Here is a 15915-nt window from a genome sequence, read left to right on the forward strand (position 1 = left end):
GTGATTCAATAATCACCTCAAATAGAAAGGAAATTCTATGTCAAATCTATCTGTTAATGCAATTCGTTTCCTAGGTATTGACGCCATCAACAAAGCCAACTCAGGTCATCCAGGTGTGGTTATGGGAGCGGCTCCGATGGCTTACAGCCTCTTTACAAAACAACTTCATATCAATCCAGCTCAACCAAACTGGATTAACCGCGACCGCTTTATTCTTTCAGCAGGTCATGGTTCAATGCTCCTTTATGCTCTTCTTCACCTTTCTGGTTTTGAAGATGTTAGTATGGATGAAATCAAGAGTTTCCGTCAATGGGGTTCAAAAACACCAGGTCACCCAGAATTTGGTCATACGGCAGGGATTGATGCTACGACAGGTCCTCTAGGGCAAGGGATTTCAACTGCTACTGGTTTTGCCCAAGCAGAACGTTTCTTGGCAGCCAAATATAACCGTGAAGGCTACAATATCTTTGACCACTATACTTACGTTATCTGTGGAGACGGAGACTTGATGGAAGGTGTCTCAAGCGAGGCAGCTTCATACGCAGGTTTGCAAAAACTGGATAAGTTGGTTGTTCTTTATGATTCAAATGATATCAACTTGGATGGTGAGACAAAGGATTCCTTTACAGAAAGTGTTCGTGACCGTTACAATGCCTACGGTTGGCATACTGCCTTGGTTGAAAATGGAACAGACTTGGAAGCCATCCATGCTGCTATCGAAACAGCAAAAGCTTCAGGCAAGCCATCTTTGATTGAAGTGAAGACGGTTATTGGATACGGTTCTCCAAACAAACAAGGAACTAATGCTGTACACGGCGCCCCTCTTGGAGCAGATGAAACTGCATCAACTCGTCAAGCCCTCGGTTGGGACTACGAACCATTTGAAATTCCAGAACAAGTATATGCTGATTTCAAAGAACATGTTGCAGACCGTGGCGCATCAGCTTATCAAGCTTGGACTAAATTAGTTGCAGATTATAAAGAAGCTCATCCAGAACTGGCTGCAGAAGTAGAAGCCATCATCGACGGACGTGATCCAGTCGAAGTGACTCCAGCAGACTTCCCAGCTTTAGAAAATGGTTTTTCTCAAGCAACTCGTAATTCAAGTCAAGACGCCTTGAATGTTGTGGCAGCTAAATTACCAACCTTCCTAGGTGGATCAGCTGACCTAGCTCACTCAAACATGACTTATATCAAGACTGACGGACTTCAAGACGATGCCAATCGCTTGAACCGCAACATTCAGTTTGGTGTTCGTGAATTTGCAATGGGAACGATCTTGAACGGGATGGCTCTTCACGGTGGACTTCGTGTATACGGTGGTACTTTCTTCGTCTTCTCTGACTATGTGAAAGCAGCTGTTCGCTTGTCAGCCTTACAAGGACTTCCTGTGACTTATGTCTTTACCCACGATTCAATCGCAGTTGGGGAAGACGGTCCAACTCATGAACCAGTTGAACACTTAGCCGGTCTTCGTGCTATGCCAAATCTAAATGTTTTCCGTCCAGCAGATGCGCGTGAAACGCAAGCAGCTTGGTACCTTGCAGTGACAAGTGAGAAAACACCAACTGCCCTTGTCTTGACACGCCAGAACTTGATTGTTGAAGATGGAACAGACTTCGACAAGGTTGCAAAAGGTGCCTATGTTGTCTATGAAAATGCAGCAGACTTTGATACGATCTTGATTGCGACAGGTTCAGAGGTTAATCTTGCTGTCTCAGCTGCCAAAGAATTGGCTAGTCAAGGTGCAAAAGTCCGCGTAGTCAGCATGCCATCTACAGATGTCTTTGATAAACAAGATACAGCATACAAGGAAGAAATTCTTCCAAATGCAGTCCGCCGTCGTGTTGCAGTCGAAATGGGTGCAACTCAAAGCTGGTACAAATACGTTGGTCTTGATGGTGCCGTTCTAGGTATTGATACCTTCGGAGCCTCTGCCCCAGCACCAAAAGTATTGGCAGAATATGGCTTTACTGTAGAAAATCTTGTAAAAGTTGTTCAAAACTTGAAATAATCCTAAAAATCAGGGCGCAAGCTCTGGTTTTTCTTACTAGAAAAGCAAGGTACAATCTTGTAAAAGTAACTGAAATTTGATATAGTAGTTCTATGTAAAAGACAAAGGAGAATATAATGGAATCACAATATACATTTTTAATCATTCTTGTGGCTATGGTGGGCTTGATGTTCTTTACGCAACGCTCTCAAAAGAAACAAGCACAAAAGCGTATGGAAAGCTTGAATAAATTACAAAAAGGCTATGAAGTGATTACAATCGGGGGCCTTTATGGAACAGTCGATGAAGTAGATACGGAGAAGGGAACAATTGTTCTTGACGTAGATGGAGTTTACTTGACTTTTGAACTAGCTGCTATCAAGACAGTATTACCGCTGAAAGAAACAGCTTCACTAGAAGGCGCAATTGAAAAATAAGACGGGATCACGAACTCCCGTTTTTCTATAAAAGAAAGGAAGTGGGATGAAAAAATTAGTCTTTGTCTGTCTGGGAAATATTTGCCGTAGCCCTATGGCCGAGTTTGTTATGAAATCAATGACAGATAACTACGAAATCCAAAGTCGAGCAACTTCCTCTTGGGAACATGGCAATCCGATTCATAAGGGGACTCAGGGAATTTTTCAACAGTATGAGATTCCTCATGACAAGAACAAGACATCGCTTCAGATTAGTAAGGAAGATTTTGAAGCCTTTGATTATATTATCGGAATGGACGCTTCAAATATTTCTGACTTACGTCAGATGTGTCCAGCAGACTGTCAAGATAAGATTTGCTCATTTGCATCTGAAAGTGTTCCAGACCCTTGGTATACAGGAGATTTTGAGGAAACCTATCGACGTGTTCAGGAGGGTTGTCAAGCATGGTTAGAACGTTTAGAAAAGGAGAGTGAAGGTGGAAAATCTTAAGAATTTTTATGAAAAGTATCGAGTGTATCTGACTCGTCCACGTTTAGAGCTTTTAGCAGTAGTTACCATTGTTTTTTGTGCTGTACTCGTCTTTTTTCTAAATATTCCCGGAAAAGGTGTTCTAAAGCTTGATAATGGAACGATTGTTTACGATGGCAGTCTTGTCCGTGGTAAAATGAATGGGCAAGGTACCATTACCTTCCAAAATGGAGACCAATATACAGGTGGCTTCAACAATGGAGCCTTCAATGGAAAAGGTACTTTTCAATCTAAAGAAGGTTGGACCTACGAAGGTGATTTTGTAAATGGTCAGGCTGAAGGAAAAGGAAAACTAACAACAGAACAAGAAGTTGTTTATGAAGGGACTTTTAAACAAGGGGTTTTTCAACAAAAATAAAGCCTCCTTATCAAAGGAGGTATTGTTAGAAGTTTTAAGTAAGCGCTTACTTGCAAATCCTTTTCTTTCCAAATCCCTCTTCCAAGCAAGTTTGTGAAATAAAAAATATTTGAAATAAATTTCACAAACTTCAAAGATAAAACCTGATAAGAAAAGAAAATGAGAAAAGTTTCACAAGAGTTTAAAAATTCTTTGTGAAATGTTTATGAAACTGTTTACAAAGTTGAAATAATGCGTTATAATAAACTTGTGAAAAAATTAACAAAGGATATCGATCCTTGAAAGCTATGGAGGAAAATATGGCTGATAAAAAAACTGTGACACCAGAGGAAAAGAAACTCGTTGCTGAAAAACACGTAGATGAGTTGGTTCAAAAAGCTCTAGTTGCCCTTGAAGAAATGCGTAAATTGGATCAAGAGCAAGTTGACTACATCGTTGCCAAAGCATCAGTAGCAGCTTTGGATGCCCACGGAGAATTGGCTTTACATGCCTTTGAAGAAACAGGACGTGGTGTATTTGAAGATAAAGCAACTAAGAACTTGTTTGCCTGTGAACACGTAGTAAACAACATGCGCCACACTAAGACAGTTGGCGTTATCGAAGAAGACGATGTAACAGGATTGACTCTTATTGCTGAACCAGTTGGTGTTGTTTGTGGTATTACTCCAACAACCAACCCAACTTCAACAGCTATTTTCAAATCATTGATTGCTTTGAAAACACGTAATCCAATCGTCTTTGCCTTCCACCCATCAGCTCAAGAGTCATCAGCTCACGCAGCTCAAATCGTTCGTGATGCAGCTATCGCAGCTGGTGCTCCTGAAAACTGTGTGCAATGGATTACTCAACCATCTATGGAAGCAACAAGTGCCCTTATGAACCACGAAGGTGTTGCGACAATCCTTGCAACAGGTGGTAATGCCATGGTTAAGGCGGCTTACTCATGTGGTAAACCAGCTCTTGGGGTAGGTGCCGGAAACGTTCCAGCTTATGTTGAAAAATCAGCAAACATTCGTCAAGCAGCACACGATATCGTCATGTCTAAATCATTTGATAATGGTATGGTCTGTGCATCTGAACAAGCGGTTATCATTGATAAAGAAATTTACGATGAATTTGTAGCAGAGTTCAAATCTTACCACACTTACTTTGTAAACAAAAAAGAAAAAGCTCTTCTTGAAGAATTCTGTTTCGGCGTGAAAGCAAACAGCAAAAACTGTGCTGGTGCAAAATTGAACGCTGACATCGTTGGTAAACCAGCAACTTGGATTGCAGAACAAGCAGGATTTACAGTTCCAGAAGGAACAAACATTCTTGCTGCAGAATGTAAAGAAGTTGGTGAAAACGAGCCATTGACTCGTGAAAAATTGTCACCAGTTATCGCAGTTTTGAAATCTGAAAGCCGTGAAGATGGTATTACTAAGGCTCGTCAAATGGTTGAATTTAACGGTCTTGGTCACTCGGCAGCCATCCATACAGCTGACGAAGAATTGACTAAAGAATTTGGTAAAGCTGTTAAAGCTATTCGTGTTATCTGTAACTCACCTTCTACTTTCGGTGGTATCGGGGACGTTTACAATGCCTTCTTGCCATCATTGACACTTGGATGTGGTTCTTACGGACGCAACTCAGTTGGGGATAACGTTAGTGCCATTAACCTCTTGAATATCAAAAAAGTCGGAAGACGGAGAAATAATATGCAGTGGTTTAAAGTTCCTTCAAAAATTTACTTCGAACGCAATTCTATCCAATACCTTCAAACATGTGAAGATATTGAACGCGTTCTGATTGTTACAGACAAATCTATCGAAAAACTCGGTTTCGTTCAACGTGTTATCGATCAATTGAACGCACGTAGCAACCGTGTAACTATCCAAGTCTTCTCAGATGTTGAACCAGATCCAGACATCACAACTGTAGAACGTGGTGCTGAGGTGATGAAAGCATTTGAACCAGACACAATCATTGCTCTTGGTGGTGGTTCACCAATGGATGCAGCCAAAGTAATGTGGCTCTTCTACGAACAACCAGAAATCGACTTCCGTGACTTGGTTCAAAAATTCATGGATATCCGTAAACGCGCCTTCCGCTTCCCATCACTTGGTAAGAAAGCGAAGTACATCGGTATCCCAACAACTTCAGGTACTGGTTCAGAAGTAACACCATTTGCCGTTATCTCTGATAAGAAAAACAACCGCAAATACCCATTGGCTGACTACTCATTGACACCGACTATTGCCATTGTTGACCCTGCTTTGGTTGAATCAGTTCCAGACTTTATCGCTGCTGATACAGGTATGGATGTCTTGACACACGCGACTGAAGCCTACACTTCAAACTTTGCTAACGACTATACAGACGGTATTGCGCTTCAAACAATCAAACTTGTCTTTGAATGGTTGGAAAAATCTGTTAAGACAGCTGACCCAGAAGCTCGTGAGAAAATGCACAATGCGTCTACAATGGCTGGTATGGCCTTCGCCAATGCCTTCCTTGGAATGAGCCACTCAATGGCCCATAAGATTGGTGGTGTTCATCACACTGTTCACGGACGTACAAATGCTATCTTGCTTCCGTACGTTATCCGTTACAACGGAACTCGTCCAGCTAAGACTACTACATGGCCTAAATACAACTACTGGAAAGCTGATGAGAAATTCCAAGACATCGCGAAAATGCTTGGCTTGCCTCACTCAACTCCAGAAGAAGCAGTTGAGGCATACGCTAAAGCTGTTTACGAACTTGGTGTTGCAGTAGGTATCAAGATGAACTTCCAGGATCAAGGAATTGATGAAAAAGCTTGGAAAGACAGCTTGCATGAAATTGCTTTGCTTGCTTATGAAGACCAATGTTCTCCTGCTAACCCACGCTTGCCAATGGTAGCTGACATGGAAGAAATTATGGCAGATGCATATTATGGCTACAAAGAAAGACCAGGACGCCGTAAATAATTGTTATCAGTTTAGAGGCAGGAGTTATCCTGTCTCTTTTTTGTAATTCTATTTGAAAAATGGTATAATCATCGCATATATTTATTTGAAAATCAAATCTTTAATAATCATGCGAGGGGCAAATGAACAAGATAAATGAGTTAGGGGATAAAGTGCGACTTTTAAGAGAGGAGAAAGGCCTTAGTCGTCCAGTTTTTTGCGGAGATGAGTCTGAATTATCAGTGCGTCAGTTGGTGCGGATTGAAAAAGGAGAATTTCGCCCGACGATAAAAACCCTAGAATATATTGCAGATAGATTAGAAATTCCGTCCTACGTCTTGATGCCAGATTATAAGGAATTGCCTAAACGCTACCAAGAATTAAAGTACTTTCTTTTACATCATCCTGACTATGGAGACAAGGAGTTGCAGGAACAAAAGGAAGAATATTTCGATGAGATTTTTGAGAATTTTTATGATGATTTGCCACGTGATGAGAAAGTGCTAGTGGATTGTCTTCAAGCTATAGATGCAGTGAGAATGACTAGTAATTCCTTATATGGAAGCAGTGTGATTGAGGACAGTCTTCAAGACTTGCTATCCAGAGATGTATATAAAGCCGAGGACTTGTTGAAACTGAGACTGTATTTCAACTGTCAGTTAATGGATGGTTTAAATATGGGTGAGATAAAAGAATCTGAGCATGAAACCATTCTTTGTTTTCATGACAAACTAAGTTCTCAGGTTGATAAGATAGAGTTCGATTGTTTGGACTTACTTAGAGACTCCTTGTTAGCTTCTTTAACTTGTATAGAGATTATGGGGTTGCTTCCTTATTTTAAGAGGGCAGTCGAGACCTTAAATAAAATAGGGCAAAAAACACGAGATTTTCAAAAACAACCGATTGTCTTGATGGTGGAGTGGAAATATTATATTCAGACGGATTATGATACAGCCAAACAAAAGTATGAAGAAGCAAAAATGATGGCGAGGATGTTTGGCAATGAGAAGTTAATCGTTAGTTTAGATAAGGAATGGAGCGAGGATCTAGAAAGATATCGTTAAAGAGTTTATAGGAGTGACATTTCTGTCATTGAGGAAATGCCGCTTTTTTGTTACAATGAATTTTATACTCAATGAAAATCAAAGAGCAAACTAGGAAACTAGCCGCAGGCTGTACTTGAGTACGGCAAGGCGACGTTGACGTGGTTTGAAGAGATTTTCGAAGAGTATTACTTGATATACATCCAGAAGCAAACGAGGCAATAGAGAGAAAATTCTAAGTAGTAGGCCTATAGGGTCAATCAACTTGAAGGATTTTCTATAAGTGTGATGTATGACGATAACAGTTTTAAACAAGGGGGAAAGAATGTCCATTTTATCCATTAAAAATATTTCAAAGTTTTACACTTTGGACGGTAAACATCAAGAGCAGGCTCTAAGAAATGTTAACCTGCAGATTGCAAAAGGTAAAATTACAGCGATTTACGGTCCATCAGGCTGTGGCAAAACCAGTCTACTCAATATCATCAGCGGTTTAGATAGACAATATGAAGGAGATTTAGAGTTTAAAGGGGAATCCCTCCGTGACTTATCAGAGATTGAACTAACTCAATTTCGTAAAGATAAGATTGGATTTGTGTTTCAAAACTTTAACCTCATTCCTCATCAGTCTGTTTTGGACAATGTCAAGCTACCTCTCTATGTCAAAGATTTATCTGACAGGGAGATGACAATGGTTGCAAAGGAGCAATTAAGTAACTTGGGCATGGAGCCTTTTGTAGCTAAAAATGTTAAACAACTTTCTGGTGGGCAAAAGCAACGTGTAGCAATCGCGCGTGCACTGGTAAATCAGCCAGATATGATTGTAGCAGATGAGCCAACGGGTTCGCTGGATTCTCAATCTCAAGAAATGGTATTGGAGGTATTTAAAAATTTAGCCCAAACAGGGAAAACAGTATTGATCGTAACCCATAATCCAGAGGTTGCCGAGTATGCAGATGTGATTATCAAAATGAAGGATGGTGAAATCGTTGAAGAAGTCAAAAAATAAAGGATTATCATTGAAAAACAAATTCAAACTTTCTTTAAATAACTTTATGGAAAGAAAGTGGCGTAATCTATTGATTGCGCTAGCAACCTCAATCGGTTTTGTAGGAGTCTTAATTTCTTTCGGCTTGGGAAATGCATTGATTTCGATGATTGATGAAAATACGAATGGAGGTCAAATCCCTTCTCAAGTTCAGATTGCTTTAAACACAAAAAATGTTGGACGAGGCTTTTTGAACCAAGATGATAAGAACTATATCACGGATACAGTTGGCAAAGAAGCTATTAAATATTTGGAGAGTCCTTTTGGGATGATCATGTCAAATATGACTATAGATGGTCAAGAAATGGATCTGAGTCAAACGATGCCTTCTTATGCTCAAGTAGTGAGTCTATATGAGGATACAAGTATTTCTGTTAGTAGTAATGAGGCGGACAAAGTATTAGCCGGTTCCCTCTATACGGATTCAAATGAACAGGGATTGACGATTCCAAGCAGTTTACTAAAAAATTGGAATGAACAGACAGGAAAAAATCTGACAGCTAGTGATATTATTGGCAAATCAGTCTCAGCCAGCATTGTAGAAAATGATGCTGAAGCTAGCAAGACTGCTCAATTTCAAACAAAGATTGTACGTGTAATCAATGATGAAGATGACTTGGAGGACAGCAACAGTTTCATGCCGTCTCATCAAATGGAAACGATTTTGAAAGAGGCTGGATTTACAAAAGCTGTATCTTATTTTATCTTGGAACTCAAAGATCCATCACAAACAAAAGCGATAACAGAAGAATTGCAGAAAAACAAGAAGTATACTGTTCTTTCTCAACAGAAGGTTCTTGATATTGTGATTACTTTTATTCGTGTCATTCAGGGATTGTTGATTGTACTTTCATCACAAGCTATTGTGGTAGCAGCGGTCATGATTGGTATCATTATTTACATCAATATCATGCAACGTTCTAAGGAAATAGGTGTCATGAAGGCAGTTGGTTATCAAAATCGTGATGTCAAAGGAATTTTTATTTACGAGGCTATCTGGATTGTAGGAATCGCCTTGCTGCTGGCATTTTTGGTTGCACAAGGGGTGGGAAGTTTGGCGAATGCGGTTGTAAATCACTTTTACCCATCCATCACGAAGGTTTTTGAATTAAATCTTTTATCTGTTTTAGGAACTCTAGCTTTCGCTCTATTACTTGGTTATGTCTCAGCCTACTTCCCAGCGCGTAAAATTAGTAAAATGGATCCTGTAGAATCGCTACGATATGAATAGTAAGGAAGTTCTTGATTTATAGCCTTAAAAAGAAACAAACATAGAAAAACAATGCCCATACTTGCAATTCAACTCAAATAGTTATATAATAGGTTTGTTGAAAGGTGATTTGTAGTGATTCAAGTTACTCTTTTCACAATAAAAATTTCATGATTTTCATAAGGAGGAAATCACTAATGGTAGTTAAAGTTGGTATTAACGGTTTCGGACGTATCGGTCGTCTTGCTTTCCGTCGTATCCAAAACGTAGAAGGTGTTGAAGTTACACGCATCAACGACCTTACAGATCCAGTTATGCTTGCACACTTGTTGAAATACGACACAACTCAAGGTCGTTTCGACGGTACTGTTGAAGTTAAAGAAGGTGGATTCGAAGTTAACGGTAAATTCGTTAAAGTTTCTGCTGAACGTGATCCAGAACAAATCGACTGGGCTACTGACGGTGTAGAAATCGTTCTTGAAGCTACTGGTTTCTTTGCTAAGAAAGAAGCAGCTGAAAAACACCTTAAAGGTGGAGCTAAAAAAGTTGTTATCACTGCTCCTGGTGGAAACGACGTTAAAACAGTTGTATTCAACACTAACCACGACGTTCTTGACGGTACTGAAACAGTTATCTCAGGTGCTTCATGTACTACAAACTGCTTGGCTCCAATGGCTAAAGCTCTTCAAGACAACTTTGGTGTTGTTGAAGGATTGATGACTACTATCCACGCTTACACTGGTGACCAAATGATCCTTGACGGACCACACCGTGGTGGTGACCTTCGCCGTGCTCGCGCTGGTGCTGCAAACATCGTTCCTAACTCAACTGGTGCTGCTAAAGCTATTGGTCTTGTAATTCCAGAATTGAACGGTAAACTTGACGGATCTGCACAACGCGTTCCAACTCCAACTGGATCAGTTACTGAATTGGTAGCTGTTCTTGAAAAGAACGTTACTGTTGATGAAGTGAATGCAGCTATGAAAGCAGCTTCAAACGAATCATACGGCTACACAGAAGATCCAATCGTATCTTCAGATATCATAGGTATGTCTTACGGTTCATTGTTTGACGCAACTCAAACTAAAGTCCTTGACGTTGACGGTAAACAATTGGTTAAAGTTGTATCATGGTACGACAACGAAATGTCATACACTGCACAACTTGTTCGTACTCTTGAATACTTCGCAAAAATTGCTAAATAATTCTTGAGTCGATAAAAAGCAAGGCCTCTTGGTCTTGCTTTTCAAATATTTAAAAATGGATGACACAATCATCCATTCTTTTTTAATTCTGTTTCAAAAGTATCTGATAGGACAGTGAAGCTTAATTTCTCTAGAGTAAGCGGATGGGTAAAGGACAGTCGGAAGGCGTGGAGCATAAGCCGACTCGTCTTTGAATTGATGTTATAGAGAGGGTCGCCCAAAATAGGGAAGTTATGATGCGAAAGGTGCACACGAATCTGATGGGTTCGCCCTGTCTTTAGTTTACAACGGACAAGGGTCGTTTTGTTTGGGAATTGCTTTAATCTGCTTACATGCGTTTCAGCATATTGCCCATTTTTTGTATCAACTATTCGTTTTCTGCGGTCATGGCGATCACGCCCAATTTTGTCTTTGAAAACAAGTTCTTTGCTGTTGATATTTCCGTCAACAAGCGCCCAATATTCCCTAGAAATCTCTTTTTTCTCCAATAAGCGGTTGAGAATGGGTAGGATAAAAGGATTTTTGGCAAAGAGAACCAAGCCACTGGTTTCCATGTCCAGACGATGAACGACATAGCAGGTTTGGCCAACATAGGCACTGACATGGTTAAGAAGGGCGATTTCGTTTGGCTGATTACCATGCGTTTTCATCCCCTCTGGTTTGTTTACAATAACTAAGTGTTGGTCTTGATAAACTTCCTGAACGAGGTTTGGGTTGCCCCAAGGAATTTCTTTTTCGGGATAATCTTCCTCGTCAAAAGCTAACTGGCAAATATCTCCAGGATTTACGATTTCGTTCCAGTGGACTTCTTCTTGGTTTATCAAAATATGTTTCTTGACTCTCAAAAAATGACGGATTTTTCTAGGGATAAGGAGTTGTTCCTCCAGTAATTGCTTAACCGTCATTTGAGGTAGAGAGTCTGGTAATGTAAATGTGAATTTCATACAGATATTGTAACAAAAAAAGCCCTATTTGGATAGGAAATAGCTAAATTCTTGTCTTCCTATGATGAAGATGATAAAATAAACGCATGAAATTAGATAAATTATTCGAGAAATTTCTTTCTCTTTTTAAAAAAGAAACAAGTGAACTAGAAGATTCTGATTCTACTAGCTTACGTCGTTCTCGCAGTGATAGAAAAAAATTGGCCCAAGTGGGTCCAATTCGAAAATTCTGGCGTCGTTATCATCTAACAAAGATTGTCCTTATACTAGGTTTGAGTGCAGGCTTGCTAGTTGGAACCTATTTGTTTGCTGTAGCCAAGTCAACCAATGTCAATGATTTGCAAAACGCCTTGAAAACTCGGACTATCATTTTTGACCGTGAAGAAAAAGAGGCTGGTGCCTTATCTGGTCAAAAAGGAACCTATGTTGAATTGACTGACATCAGTAAAAACTTGCAGAATGCTGTTATTGCGACAGAAGACCGTTCTTTCTATAAAAATGACGGGATTAACTATGGCCGTTTCTTCTTGGCTATTGTCACTGCTGGTCGTTCAGGTGGTGGCTCTACTATTACCCAACAGCTGGCTAAAAATGCCTATCTGTCGCAGGATCAAACTGTTGAGAGAAAAGCGAAAGAATTTTTCTTGGCTTTAGAATTGACTAAAAAATATAGCAAGGATCAGATCCTAACCATGTACCTTAACAATGCCTATTTTGGAAATGGTGTGTGGGGTGTAGAAGATGCGAGTAAGAAATACTTTGGAGTTTCTGCATCAGAAGTGAGTCTGGATCAAGCTGCGACTCTGGCAGGGATGCTGAAGGGACCGGAATTGTATAATCCTTTGAATTCCGTAGAAGATTCAACCAATCGTCGCGATACTGTCTTGCAAAATATGGTTGCAGCAGGATATATTGATAAAAACCAAGAAACCGAAGCTGCAGAAGTTGATATGAATTCTCAATTGCACGATAGGTATGAAGGAAAAATCTCAGATTACCGCTATTCTTCTTACTTTGATGCGGTGGTTAATGAAGCTGTTTCCAAGTATAATCTAACAGAGGAAGAAATCGTCAATAATGGCTACCGCATTTACACAGAGCTGGATCAAAACTACCAAGCAAATATGCAGGTTGTCTATGAAAATACATCGCTATTTCCGAGAGCAGAGGATGGAACATTTGCACAATCAGGAAGTGTAGCTCTTGAACCGAAAACAGGAGGAGTTCGTGGAGTTGTCGGTCAAGTTGCTGACAATGATAAAACTGGATTCCGGAATTTCAACTATGCAACTCAATCAAAACGTAGCCCTGGTTCTACAATTAAGCCTTTAGTTGTTTATACGCCAGCAGTTGAAGCAGGTTGGGCTTTGAACAAGCTCTTGGATAACCATACCATGCAGTATAACAGCTATAAGGTTGATAACTATGCAGGAATCAAAACGAGTCGAGAAGTTCCTATGTATCAAGCCTTGGCAGAATCGCTTAATCTACCTGCTGTTGCTACTGTTAATGATTTGGGCCTTGATAAGGCTTTTGAGGCAGGCGAAAAATTTGGACTCAACATGGAAAAGGTAGACCGTGTTCTTGGTGTCGCCTTGGGAAGCGGTGTTGAAACCAACCCTCTGCAAATGGCTCAAGCATATGCTGCCTTTGCTAATGAAGGTTTAATGCCGGAAGCTCATTTTATTAGTAGAATTGAAAATGCTAGTGGTCAGGTCATTGCGAGCCATAAACATTCACAAAAACGAGTGATTGATAAAGCTGTAGCTGACAAGATGACTAGTATGATGTTGGGTACATTTACAAACGGAACAGGTATTAGTTCATCACCTGCAGACTATGTCATGGCAGGGAAAACTGGTACAACTGAAGCAGTTTTCAATCCGGAGTACACAAGTGACCAGTGGGTAATTGGTTATACTCCGGATGTGGTGATTAGTCATTGGCTTGGTTTTCCAACCACTGATGAAAATCACTATCTAGCGGGTTCTACATCAAATGGTGCTGCTCATGTCTTTAGAAATATTGCAAATACCATTTTACATTATACACCAGGAAGTACCTTTACAGTTGAAAATGCATATAAGAAAAACGGAATTGCACCAGCTAACACAAAAAAACAAGTACAAACCAATGATAATAGCCAGACAGATGATAATTTGTCTGATATTCGAGGACGTGCGCAAAGTCTAGTAGATGAGGCTAGTCGGGCTATCTCGGATGCGAAGATTAAGGAAAAGGCTCAAACAATATGGGATTCGGTAGTCAATCTATTTCGCTAAGATGCTTGTCAAAGCCTAGCTTTCTTGTTATAATAGATAAGATGGAGGCGTTATGGCACTAAAAAAAGCAAGCCTAGCTTGTGCGGTTTGTGGTTCGAGAAACTATTCAATCAAGATTAGTGGAACCCCCAAGCCTACACGACTAGAAGTAAATAAATTTTGTAAGCATTGTGGCAAGTACACTACACACAGAGAAACGAGATAGGAGAGAGCGATGCGTTTTATTGGAGATATTTTTAGACTTCTTAAAGACACAACATGGCCAACTCGCAAGGAAAGCTGGAGAGATTTTCGTTCTATCATGGAATACACAGCTTTCTTTGTAGTAATTATTTACATTTTTGACCAGTTGATTGTTTCAGGTTTGATTCGATTTATTAACATTTTTTAGAAGAGTAGTGAAAGTACACTAAAAATCTTCTATTTATGAAAGGAAATATCATGGATAGTTTTGATAAAGGGTGGTTTGTTTTACAAACTTATTCTGGTTATGAAAATAAGGTAAAAGAAAATTTATTACAACGTGCACAAACCTACAATATGTTGGATAATATTTTACGCGTTGAAATTCCAACGCAAACAGTGCAAGTTGAAAAAAATGGAAAGAGAAAAGAAGTAGAAGAAAATCGCTTTCCAGGTTATGTTCTTGTAGAAATGGTCATGACAGATGAAGCTTGGTTTGTTGTTCGAAACACACCAAATGTTACAGGATTCGTCGGATCTCACGGAAATAGATCAAAACCAACTCCATTATTGGAACAAGAAATTCGTGATATCTTGGTTTCTATGGGACAAACTGTACAAGAGTTTGATATCGATGTTGAAGTTGGTCAAACTGTACGTATTATTGATGGTGCTTTTGCAGACTACACTGGTAAGATTACAGAAATTGATAATAACAAAGTGAAGATGATTATCTCTATGTTTGGTAATGACACAGTTGCAGAAGTAAACCTAAACCAAATCGCAGAATTATAACCCAAAGAGAGGCAAGACCTCTCTTTTTTGTGCAGTTGAGACGGTGTAGAGAACAGAATGGATGAAATGTGCCAAAAGTGTTTCTGAATCTGTTAGACTGTACACAGAAAGGGGAAAAGAATGATTAAAGAATTGTATGAAGAAGTCCAGGGAATTATATATAAGTGTAGAAATGAATATTACCTTCATTTATGGGAGCTATCGGACTGGGATCAAGAGGGAATGATTTGCTTACATGAATTGATTAGTAGAGAAGAAGGACTAGTAGAAGATATTCCTCGTTTACGTAAATACTTCAAAACTAAATTCCGTAATCGAATTTTAGACCATATCCGTAAACAAGAAAGCCACAAACGAAGATATGATAAAGAACCTTATGAAGAAGTGGGTGAAATCAGTCATCGTATAAGTGATGGAGGACTCTGGCTAGACGATTATTATCTCTTTCATGAAACACTAAGAAATTATAGAAATAAACAAACTAAAGAGCAACAAGAAGAATTAGAACGCATCTTAAGAGATGAACGCTTCCGAGGGCGTCAAAGAGTGTTAAGAGATTTACGTATTGTGTTTAAAGAGTTTGACATCCGTACCCATTAGGAAGTCATGCAAAAAAGTAAAAAAAATTTTAAAAAGGTGTTGACAAAGTTAGAAAAGCCTGTATAATAGTAAGAGTTGAAAATAACCACTCTGGTCCGTTGGTCAAGGGGTTAAGACACCGCCTTTTCACGGCGGTAACACGGGTTCGAATCCCGTACGGACTATAGTATGTTGCGGTTGTAACACTTGATGAAAAAAAGATTAAAAAAGTTTCAAAAAAGTGTTGACAAGCGAAAGTGATTGTGATATACTAATATAGTTGTCGCTTGAGAGAAGCGAGTGACAAAGACCTTTGAAAACTGAACAAGACGAACCAATGTGCAGGGCGCTACAACATAAGTTGTAGTACTGAACAATG

15 protein-coding genes and 1 tRNA gene are annotated in these 15915 nt (G+C 39.5%); 15 read left to right on the forward strand and 1 reads right to left on the reverse strand.

The window, feature by feature from the left end; all coding sequences use genetic code 11:
- The first annotated feature begins 37 nt into the window (after positions 1–37).
- The 9 genes from tkt to gap all read left to right on the forward strand — a co-directional run bounded on the left by tkt (position 38) and on the right by gap (position 10753).
- Entirely contained in the window at positions 38–2014 is a 1977-nt protein-coding gene (tkt, locus tag HT669_RS04590; protein ID WP_101514720.1) for a transketolase, read from the forward strand.
- A gap of 116 nt (positions 2015–2130) precedes the next feature.
- Positions 2131–2430: a preprotein translocase subunit YajC gene (gene yajC, locus HT669_RS04595; RefSeq protein WP_023937006.1), complete on the forward strand. Its 300-nt coding sequence runs from the start codon at positions 2131–2133 to the stop codon at positions 2428–2430.
- A 46-nt stretch (positions 2431–2476) separates the two neighbouring features.
- On the forward strand, positions 2477–2920 hold the full coding sequence (locus tag HT669_RS04600; protein ID WP_101514721.1) for a low molecular weight protein-tyrosine-phosphatase: 444 nt from the start codon (positions 2477–2479) through the stop codon (positions 2918–2920).
- Positions 2907–3317: an MORN repeat-containing protein gene (locus HT669_RS04605; RefSeq protein ID WP_020902388.1), complete on the forward strand. Its 411-nt coding sequence runs from the start codon at positions 2907–2909 to the stop codon at positions 3315–3317. Before HT669_RS04600 ends, HT669_RS04605 begins: the two co-directional genes overlap by 14 nt.
- 299 nt (positions 3318–3616) lie before the next feature.
- On the forward strand, positions 3617–6268 hold the full coding sequence (gene adhE, locus HT669_RS04610; protein ID WP_172922079.1) for a bifunctional acetaldehyde-CoA/alcohol dehydrogenase: 2652 nt from the start codon (positions 3617–3619) through the stop codon (positions 6266–6268).
- A 122-nt stretch (positions 6269–6390) separates the two neighbouring features.
- Positions 6391–7311 carry an XRE family transcriptional regulator gene (locus tag HT669_RS04615; protein ID WP_001033774.1) on the forward strand — a complete coding sequence of 307 codons (921 nt, stop codon included), beginning with the start codon at positions 6391–6393 and terminating at the stop codon, positions 7309–7311.
- Positions 7312–7615: 304 nt separating this feature from the next.
- Positions 7616–8299, forward strand: a complete 684-nt coding sequence (locus HT669_RS04620; protein WP_007284917.1) for an ABC transporter ATP-binding protein — start codon at positions 7616–7618, stop codon at positions 8297–8299.
- Entirely contained in the window at positions 8268–9569 is a 1302-nt protein-coding gene (locus HT669_RS04625) for an ABC transporter permease (RefSeq protein ID WP_007284918.1), read from the forward strand. The genes HT669_RS04620 and HT669_RS04625 overlap by 32 nt, the downstream gene beginning before the upstream one ends.
- A 176-nt stretch (positions 9570–9745) precedes the next feature.
- Complete coding sequence (gap, locus tag HT669_RS04630; RefSeq protein WP_000260684.1) at positions 9746–10753, forward strand: type I glyceraldehyde-3-phosphate dehydrogenase; 1008 nt, start codon at positions 9746–9748, stop codon at positions 10751–10753.
- Between the two features lie 68 nt (positions 10754–10821).
- Here gap and HT669_RS04635 read toward each other — a convergent pair whose 3' ends face one another.
- The gene (locus HT669_RS04635) at positions 10822–11697 is read right to left on the reverse strand and encodes an RluA family pseudouridine synthase (protein ID WP_101514723.1); all 876 of its coding nucleotides are present in this window, start codon (positions 11695–11697) and stop codon (positions 10822–10824) included.
- 86 nt (positions 11698–11783) lie between these two features.
- Here HT669_RS04635 and pbp2a point away from each other — a divergent pair, with 86 nt between their 5' ends.
- The 6 genes from pbp2a to HT669_RS04665 all read left to right on the forward strand — a co-directional run bounded on the left by pbp2a (position 11784) and on the right by HT669_RS04665 (position 15721).
- Positions 11784–13979, forward strand: a complete 2196-nt coding sequence (pbp2a, locus tag HT669_RS04640) for a penicillin-binding protein PBP2A (protein ID WP_101514724.1) — start codon at positions 11784–11786, stop codon at positions 13977–13979.
- Between the two features lie 52 nt (positions 13980–14031).
- Complete coding sequence (gene rpmG / locus HT669_RS04645) at positions 14032–14184, forward strand: 50S ribosomal protein L33 (RefSeq protein ID WP_014017356.1); 153 nt, start codon at positions 14032–14034, stop codon at positions 14182–14184.
- 9 nt (positions 14185–14193) lie between these two features.
- Complete coding sequence (gene secE, locus HT669_RS04650) at positions 14194–14370, forward strand: preprotein translocase subunit SecE (RefSeq protein WP_001210991.1); 177 nt, start codon at positions 14194–14196, stop codon at positions 14368–14370.
- Positions 14371–14420: 50 nt separating this feature from the next.
- Positions 14421–14957, forward strand: coding sequence for a transcription termination/antitermination protein NusG (nusG, locus tag HT669_RS04655; RefSeq protein ID WP_000376740.1), 537 nt, complete (start codon positions 14421–14423; stop codon positions 14955–14957).
- A gap of 120 nt (positions 14958–15077) precedes the next feature.
- A complete protein-coding gene (locus HT669_RS04660) occupies positions 15078–15557 on the forward strand; it encodes a transcriptional regulator (protein ID WP_023936990.1) in 480 nt (159 codons plus the stop codon).
- 92 nt (positions 15558–15649) lie between these two features.
- Positions 15650–15721, forward strand: a tRNA-Glu gene (locus HT669_RS04665).
- Positions 15722–15915 lie beyond the last annotated feature (194 nt).

The organism is Streptococcus sp. 2100 (assembly GCF_013276335.1).
GTDB classification, from domain to species: domain Bacteria; phylum Bacillota; class Bacilli; order Lactobacillales; family Streptococcaceae; genus Streptococcus; species Streptococcus pseudopneumoniae.

Bases quoted from the DNA above. Each gene is read 5' to 3' on its own strand.
- tkt (WP_101514720.1), top strand. From the start codon at position 38: ATGTCAAATCTATCTGTTAATGCAATTCGTTTCCTAGGTATTGACGCC.
- yajC (WP_023937006.1), top strand. From the start codon at position 2,131: ATGGAATCACAATATACATTTTTAATCATTCTTGTGGCTATGGTGGGC.
- HT669_RS04600 (WP_101514721.1), top strand. From the start codon at position 2,477: ATGAAAAAATTAGTCTTTGTCTGTCTGGGAAATATTTGCCGTAGCCCT.
- adhE (WP_172922079.1), top strand. From the start codon at position 3,617: ATGGCTGATAAAAAAACTGTGACACCAGAGGAAAAGAAACTCGTTGCT.
- HT669_RS04615 (WP_001033774.1), top strand. From the start codon at position 6,391: ATGAACAAGATAAATGAGTTAGGGGATAAAGTGCGACTTTTAAGAGAG.
- HT669_RS04620 (WP_007284917.1), top strand. From the start codon at position 7,616: ATGTCCATTTTATCCATTAAAAATATTTCAAAGTTTTACACTTTGGAC.
- HT669_RS04625 (WP_007284918.1), top strand. From the start codon at position 8,268: ATGGTGAAATCGTTGAAGAAGTCAAAAAATAAAGGATTATCATTGAAA.
- gap (WP_000260684.1), top strand. From the start codon at position 9,746: ATGGTAGTTAAAGTTGGTATTAACGGTTTCGGACGTATCGGTCGTCTT.
- HT669_RS04635 (WP_101514723.1), bottom strand. From the start codon at position 11,697: ATGAAATTCACATTTACATTACCAGACTCTCTACCTCAAATGACGGTT.
- pbp2a (WP_101514724.1), top strand. From the start codon at position 11,784: ATGAAATTAGATAAATTATTCGAGAAATTTCTTTCTCTTTTTAAAAAA.
- rpmG (WP_014017356.1), top strand. From the start codon at position 14,032: ATGGCACTAAAAAAAGCAAGCCTAGCTTGTGCGGTTTGTGGTTCGAGA.
- secE (WP_001210991.1), top strand. From the start codon at position 14,194: ATGCGTTTTATTGGAGATATTTTTAGACTTCTTAAAGACACAACATGG.
- nusG (WP_000376740.1), top strand. From the start codon at position 14,421: ATGGATAGTTTTGATAAAGGGTGGTTTGTTTTACAAACTTATTCTGGT.
- HT669_RS04660 (WP_023936990.1), top strand. From the start codon at position 15,078: ATGATTAAAGAATTGTATGAAGAAGTCCAGGGAATTATATATAAGTGT.